The following is a 6,988-nucleotide window of genomic DNA, read 5'->3' as shown; positions in this document are numbered from 1 at the left end:
ACCGCGACGGTGGGTGAAACCGAAAACGTCCGTAAGTTCAGCACGAAAGAACGCAGCGAACTGCTTGGAATCGACTACTTCGGCTTCCGCTGCTACGACCCCGACCTCGGCCGCTTCCTCACCCGCGCCCCCTCCGGCTACCCCGACGGCCCGAATAACTACCTGTATTGCATGAACAGCCCGGTCAATAAGATTGGCCCTTTGGGGGTGAAATCACAACGAGGTGGATATTTGGATTGGTTTATTGCGCCTGATTCTGATTCATTATCAAAGTCAAGCATAGATCCATTAAATGTGGATTCTTCTCGCGTAGTGAAATCTGGTTTTACGGACATGCCTGATAAAGATCTGCTTGATGAAATGCAGCGATCTTTTGCCAATATGGCAGGTGATGCTGTGTATCGGCCTACTATTGTTGACAGACTTAAGGGCAGAACCAACTTGGGAAATACTTCGACGCAATCGCTTGGATCCTTAAGTAAAATGGCAGAAAAGTTGTTTCAAAGTATTTTTGATCCAATTGGAAATTTGAAGAAAACGATAGGCCACGATGAACGTGTCGAACGGATGACCCAACGAATCCTTGCGGGACAAAAATATGGAGAGTCAATCAATCAATCAATCTTCTGTCGCGGCAACTTTAATTAGTGTGGGAGACCTGACGGGAGCATCGCAAATGAATCAAGCCATTCGCGGTGTTGATTTGGCCACAGGACGACCGCTGGATAGAGATCAGAGATTGTATAATGTAGGGCACGGGGTTTTAGGTATAGCAGTAACCTTTGGCCCTCAATTATTACGTCCAACACCTACTGGTCCACCTAAGACAGAGATTGTTCAACGTTGGATGTCAAGAGGTGAATTAGAAGCTATTGGTAATACCGGACTACTTCGCGGGGGAAGACCAGGACGTAACTATGTAACAAATAATGCCAATTCATCTCTATTGAGGGCAAGACAGAGATTGGCATTAGATCATACTCCTGAAGTTCTTGTAACTGTCGAGGTTCCGAAAAACATTTTCCCGCAACCAACTCGTGTTGCTCCCCAATATGGTATGCCTGGAGGAGGTATGGAAAGAATGACGACTCAACCTGTTCCCGTATTGAGAATTATTAGTATTAGTGCAGGCAAGAAACAATAACCGAAAGAGTGTATTATGGCTTCAATAAAAGTTATAGTTAGTGATCCTTGGGACTTCATTACAGAAAAAACGAATACAAATATTTTATATGGAACCATTCTACTTGTAGAAGATGACTTAGAGAAAATTTTAGTTGAATTGGATCATATTACTGAATATAAACAGATAAAATTTCGTAAAATTGTTTGTTCGGCTCGATATGTAGGGCAGAAGTTCAATTTGCATGAATCAGCTGATCAACCTTGTGCAATTATTGGCGTTCCAGAGAAGGTTTTTGATCAGAATAATCCATTTTTATATAATTTTCATTTAATGGTAAATCTGTTGGGATCATTTGAGATAATGGAATAAATACTACTGAATAGTGCTTGAATTAGTAGATGTCATTGAATTTTTCCGTATTTGCTGTTGTTAGGTATAAATTGTTTTTTCTCATATTTTAGAGAAAAAATCACATCTGTCCAAACAATTTTCCAAATGGCGTAATTGGTGATTGCCTCCGCTTTCTTGACTCGATTTTCTCTGATTTTTCAAAAGCAGCCCCCTGTATTGCAAATCTGCTGTCTTACTGCATTTGTAATGAAAACAATAGACCATAATTTATGCTTGAATTGAACAAAATGAAGATAACGTCCGAAAAATTGCGCACATTAAAAAACGAGTTAGCTTGAAAAGCGGCCTGTCTTCTGATTGATTATAGTCATCACACAACAATCAATCGAAAGGAAAACAGGCCATGGAAAATGTAGCGCAAGAAAACGAAAAGGCAATCTTCGGGGCGATCAAAATCGATGAAAAAGAGATTCGCAATACTTGGACGTACTAGTTCGACAATCCGTTGAAGATACGCTTAATGGCTTATTGAATGCTGAAGCCGATGCCATTTGTCAGGCGTCGAGGTATCAACGCAGCCCGGATCGGCAGGATACCCGCGCCGGTTCGTACAAGCGCAAGCTTTTGACGAAGGCAGGAGAAGTGGAACTTCAGGTTCCGCGTTTACGAACACTGCCGTTTAAAGCACAGATCATCGAACGCTACAAAACCAAGCAGAGCAGTGTTGAAGAAGCCTTGATTGAGATGTATCTGGCTGGTGTTTCGGTTCGCCGCGTGGAAGATATTACGGAAGCCCTATGGGGTACGAAGGTCAGTTCGAGTACGGTCAGCGAACTCAATCAAAAGATATACGGCAAAATCGAAGAATGGCGCATGCAACCGATTTCTGGAGAGCATCCATATATTTTCGTGGATGGAGTCTATTTGAAACGAAGTTGGGGCGGAGAGGTTCAGAATGTTTCCGTTCTGGTGGCCATTGGTGTCAATGAAGAAGGGTATCGCGAAATCCTCGGAGTAGCCGAAGGAAGCCGCGAAGACAAAGAATCCTGGAGTAATTTTCTCCGGTATTTGAAAGATCGCGGCCTCAGAGGTGTGAAGCTGATCGTTTCGGATAAATGTTTGGGATTATATGAGATTATCGGAGATTTCTTTCCCGAGGCGAAGTGGCAACGGTGTATCGTTCACTGGTATCGAAATGCGTTCACCATGTGCCCGTGGAAGCATATCCGGGAGGTTGTCGCCATGCTGAAAGCAATTCATGCCCAAGAGGACAAAGAAGCCGCCAGGCAGAAAGCCGTATTGGTTGCTGAAAAGCTCAGAACCATGAAGCTGGAAAAGGTCGCTGAATTCGTTGAAAAGAGCGTGGATGAGACGCTGTCCTATATGGATTTCCCGTATGAACATTGGAGCCGATTACGCACAAACAATGGTCTTGAACGTATTATGAAAGAGATTCGCCGCCGTACTCGCGTCGTCGGCAGTTTCCCGGACGGATACTCGGCAATGATGCTCGTTGGGGCACGACTGCGGCACATATCTACAGCAAAAATGGGGAACTCGGCAGTATATGAATACTTGCAAACTCTATGAAGGCGGAGTAATGTAAAGCAAGGCTTCGCCTACGCAGCCGACCTGCTCCTCCGGAGTTTTTCGGTCGGTCGGTTGCTTCAGTTACGCCAAGTCACGTTTGAAATCTGTAGTCAGTCGGAAATCAAATGTGCGCAAAATTGCGGACACTACCGCTCAGGAAAAGCTTCGGCAGGAAGAACAGAAATTGCCTTCAACAATAATGTCCGCTCCCTTGTTGAAAATTATCGTCAGGTCCTGAATGACGGCAAAAAGGTTTCGCTTGCGGACGCCTATGCCTTGTACAGCCGGAAACCGTCCCGGAAACGGAAATGCTGCGACAAGACCCGGAAACAGAAAGAAAGATCCTCAATAGGAAGGAAGTCGACTGGATTTCAGAAGTCATCCGATGGATCATGAGAAAAACGGACAAGGCATAATCGTCCCGATTTTGTCTTTCCTGAAGGGAGTTTTCGCCGGGGCCTCGCGTTTCCGAATACGTGTTTCCGGAACATGCGGAATTAAATCTGTGGTGAAGCCCAAAGGCAAAAAAATACTGTGTGACAGGCAAATCCTTCTTTCGCCTGCCACACTTTGGCTGATGGCATGAATCTCGATACAGAATCGCTTATTTTAACAGCGGAATGATGACAGGCTCTTCTTCTCCTGTTGCGGTCCAAGTACCATCAGGCTGAATTGTAACCGAACGAAAGGTCGCTCCTCCGTAACCATTTACGGGGACGGTTGTCAGGATGCCGATCATGGCGTTTCCCTGATTGGAGACTTCCGTGACTGGCAACTCGCCTGCCCAGGGAAAGCGCGATCCGTCTTTGACGGTTTGGGACTCGGCGGCCGTTTCTTTTTGATTCCTCATTTTTCTTCCTTTCCTGAAAATACAAGATTATTGTTACATTTTAGGAACGATTACGGGGATTTCCGGGCCAACGGCCGCCCAGGTGCCGTCGGCGTTTATGGTAAGTTTACGACAGATCGCCGGGCCGAATCCATCGGCTGGAGGGATCGTCAATACCGCCAGAATTGCGTTTTCCGCCGCTTTGAACCATGACCAGCCGATATCGCCCTTCCTGCCGAATGAAGCATTGCCGGCGGGCAGGGGAATCCAGCCGCAACCGGTTTCGTCTCCCACGATAATTCCTTTGCCAGTGGAGGTTTGCACACTCAGGTTGCGTCCGTCGTAAAAAAGAAGCCCTTCGAGGGGAGTGGTCCACTTCAACAGGTGAGTTCCCGGCGGAAGTTCGTCCCCGTCGTCATTGAAACGGGTGAAAACCAATAAGGAATCCTCTTCCGTTTCCGCGTTTTCGACCAGTCTCGTTCCTATGGAGAAATCGATGTTGTGATAAGGAGGCTTTTTTCGGTCGGGATCTTCAATCAGTTCAATTCGAAACGAATGCGTATTGTCGCTGATGACTTGATAAAAAGGATAGTCCGCTTCTGCCTGCGGAGAGTCATTCCGAATGGATACGCGGATATTCGGCGGAGAGACGGGGGACGGGGTATTTCCTGCCGGCATGATATGATGCTCCTTATTTTTCGGGGGAGGCGGCCTTGACTGCTTCCCAGTGGAACTCTCCATTGCGGACTCCGAGGATTGCTGCTCCGACGGGGGCTGCAAACGGTTGAGGAATCGGGGATTGGCCGTCGAATACAACAACAGCATTGCCGCCCGGTTCTGAAAAACATTTCACCAATGCGCCATTGCGGGCAGCCAGAATTCCCGGTATTTTGTCGACGGCCTTCAGGGTCACTAGGTTCTCGGGAGGAGGCGTCTCTTCCGGATTTTCCGGCTGCTCGTCGGCGGATGTGACGAATTGCAGTACTGTGGAAATATTTTCGTGTGTCTGGAAGTCCACACTGACATCAAGGGCTGGAAAATCATAACTGATTTTGCCGGATGCGCCCGGACGGTCTTCCGTAAAACGGTTTTCGATCCGAACAGAGTGCTCCGGTGATCGGAGGTCATGAAGCAAAGGCCGCCTGACCGTCAGGATGAACCTGAAATCCTTCGGTTCCGGAACCAAAGGGACCTTTTCTGAATGGGCAGTTTTCATAACCGTTCCTTTTCGCTGATTAGAGCCTGTTGAACCGGAGGCGACTATGCCGCCGCCCCCCCCGATAAATTTCGTTATTTTCATCCTTATAGATACTCCACGGGATTGCCGGAAAAGAGAAAACCAAAATCCTTGCAGCCACTTGTTTCCCACGGATCAAGTCGGCCGTCAAAATCGTAATTGCAATTACGTGTGTATCCGTCTGCCAGACCGGCGGTCAGTTTCGCACCGAATTCGGTTTCGTGTCCGGCCTTTCCGCACACAATCGGACGCACATGCGGCTGATGCAAACTGACGATCCTGTGCTCAACACGGCGGGTTTTCTGATCCGGCATTTCCCGCTGCTGGTCGTGAACCATGCGAATCGTCCGGATTTGTTCAACTGTGCCTCCGCCGATTGAATCTGATTGCAGCTGAAGCTTGAGATTTCGTCGAACCGCATTCAGGAGAAAGCGCAATGCGCTGCTCCGTTTGACAACGCCATACTTGGGGCGCTTGATGATTTCAAGATATCGCTTGCGACAGATTTGTGGCTTGGTACGCGGATGTGGCAAAGGATTGACCTGCTGTTTCCGCAATTGGTCGATGATATTTTCGGTAAGTTCACGAGCGTCATTGACCAGATTCAAATCAGTCGGATATTTGATGTTCGACGGTGCGCATGTTGCGTCTCTAAGAATCGTTCCGGCGTTTTTCGGCTCGCTGGAACTTGTGTCGAAATCCGGCTTCCCGCCGTCATCCGGAGGGGGAACATCCTCAGGATGAGTATTGTGCCGAGCCAGTTCAATGACTTTCTCATTGAAACGATTGACGACTTTTGCGGAGAGACGTTTTCGAAAATTGGTCATCAATGAAGCGTTGAAAGGCGGTTCCGTTTGAAATCGTTTGAAACCGAGAAAGTATTGCAGGTACGGATTTTCGCTCACCGCATCGACCACGGCGCGATCACTCACGCCAGGAAATTCTTTGACTAACAGCGCACCCATCGCCATACGAACATTCAGCGCCACTTCACCGCGTTCACTGCTTTTGAAATGCTTGGCAGAATCGGCTTCAAGCTCATGCCGCAGCAAACGAGCGGCCAGTTTCACCCCGCAGTTTTCGGGATTTAAACGACCTTCAAAATACAAGCCGATTTCCGGCAATTCATCAGCGTGACGCGATTTTCGATACATCCCGATTCTCTCCTGCACGGTTTTTATGCGCTTTCACCGGAATAACGACTCCACAATAGTATAGATAAGTTAATCATGGAGTTTTATTTTACATATCCTGTTTCTGCGAAAATATTTAACAATGAAGATAATTCCTGCAATAATTTGTAAAAGAACAAGGGAAAAAAGAAAAACAAATGATTGGTTTGCTATTTTAATATAGTTTTTATAGTATCCATAGTATAAATGATCCCCAATAGGTACAACTACCATATTGGAGGAACATATGATATCCGATTGTTTTTCTGCATAAAAAACATACTGAAAAATATCAATATTAATTCTGATATAGTCAGAAGGGAAAAAATTGTCGCGGCTGATAAACATATCATACTTATTGCCTCCAATATAAATAGAATTTCTAGAGCCAAACGGGAAAGAATTTCCTCTTAAACAATCGGCAAGGTAATCTAAGTTTTTCTTTTCACTTATTTCAGCCAAAATAGAAGATGGCTTAAAATATAGCCCCCTGGTGCAGACAATAATTGTAGGAAAGAGAAATAAAGGAATAAAAACGATGCTTCCCAAGTAAATTTTTTTGCCTCTTCACCAGAATTTGTGGGCGAAATCCGGTTCCGGGAGTTCGCCAAGCTGGTGATATAAGCACACTTTTGCAATTTTGAGCGTCCGAAATCCGAACGATTTCCTGATAGTCAGATTTA

The 6,988-nt window shown here is 46.3% G+C and carries 8 protein-coding genes and 1 pseudogene; 4 read left to right on the top strand and 5 right to left on the bottom strand.

Going from position 1 to position 6,988, the window contains the following annotated elements:
* From FYJ85_RS22575 to FYJ85_RS22560, 4 genes and pseudogenes are all read left to right on the top strand, one after another.
* Positions 1-648, top strand: a 648-nt coding sequence (locus tag FYJ85_RS22575) for an RHS repeat-associated core domain-containing protein (protein ID WP_154420945.1), incomplete at its 5' end; no start/stop codon positions are given.
* A gap of 28 nt (positions 649-676) precedes the next feature.
* The gene (locus FYJ85_RS22570; RefSeq protein WP_154420944.1) at positions 677-1,144 is read left to right on the top strand and encodes a hypothetical protein; all 468 of its coding nucleotides are present in this window, start codon (positions 677-679) and stop codon (positions 1,142-1,144) included.
* A 15-nt stretch (positions 1,145-1,159) separates the two neighbouring features.
* On the top strand, positions 1,160-1,495 hold the full coding sequence (locus FYJ85_RS22565; protein WP_154420943.1) for a hypothetical protein: 336 nt from the start codon (positions 1,160-1,162) through the stop codon (positions 1,493-1,495).
* Positions 1,496-1,880: 385 nt separating this feature from the next.
* A pseudogene (locus FYJ85_RS22560) lies at positions 1,881-3,083 on the top strand (IS256 family transposase).
* Between the two features lie 588 nt (positions 3,084-3,671).
* Here FYJ85_RS22560 and FYJ85_RS22555 read toward each other — a convergent pair.
* The 5 genes from FYJ85_RS22555 to FYJ85_RS22535 all read right to left on the bottom strand — a co-directional run bounded on the left by FYJ85_RS22555 (position 3,672) and on the right by FYJ85_RS22535 (position 6,854).
* Positions 3,672-3,917 (bottom strand): hypothetical protein, encoded by a 246-nt coding sequence (locus tag FYJ85_RS22555; RefSeq protein ID WP_154420942.1) that lies wholly within the window; start codon positions 3,915-3,917, stop codon positions 3,672-3,674.
* Positions 3,918-3,950: 33 nt separating this feature from the next.
* Positions 3,951-4,574, bottom strand: a complete 624-nt coding sequence (locus FYJ85_RS22550) for a hypothetical protein (protein ID WP_154420941.1) — start codon at positions 4,572-4,574, stop codon at positions 3,951-3,953.
* Positions 4,575-4,587: 13 nt separating this feature from the next.
* The gene (locus FYJ85_RS22545; RefSeq protein WP_154420940.1) at positions 4,588-5,196 is read right to left on the bottom strand and encodes a hypothetical protein; all 609 of its coding nucleotides are present in this window, start codon (positions 5,194-5,196) and stop codon (positions 4,588-4,590) included.
* Between the two features lie 2 nt (positions 5,197-5,198).
* Positions 5,199-6,287: a transposase gene (locus FYJ85_RS22540; RefSeq protein WP_154420939.1), complete on the bottom strand. Its 1,089-nt coding sequence runs from the start codon at positions 6,285-6,287 to the stop codon at positions 5,199-5,201.
* 69 nt (positions 6,288-6,356) lie between these two features.
* Positions 6,357-6,854 (bottom strand): hypothetical protein, encoded by a 498-nt coding sequence (locus FYJ85_RS22535; protein WP_154420938.1) that lies wholly within the window; start codon positions 6,852-6,854, stop codon positions 6,357-6,359.
* Between the last annotated feature and the right edge of the window lie 134 nt (positions 6,855-6,988).

It is taken from the genome of Victivallis lenta (genome assembly GCF_009695545.1).
GTDB classification, from domain to species: domain Bacteria; phylum Verrucomicrobiota; class Lentisphaeria; order Victivallales; family Victivallaceae; genus Victivallis; species Victivallis lenta.
The sequence above is the reverse complement of the archived record's forward strand: the minus strand, read 5'-3'. Positions and strand labels throughout refer to the sequence as shown.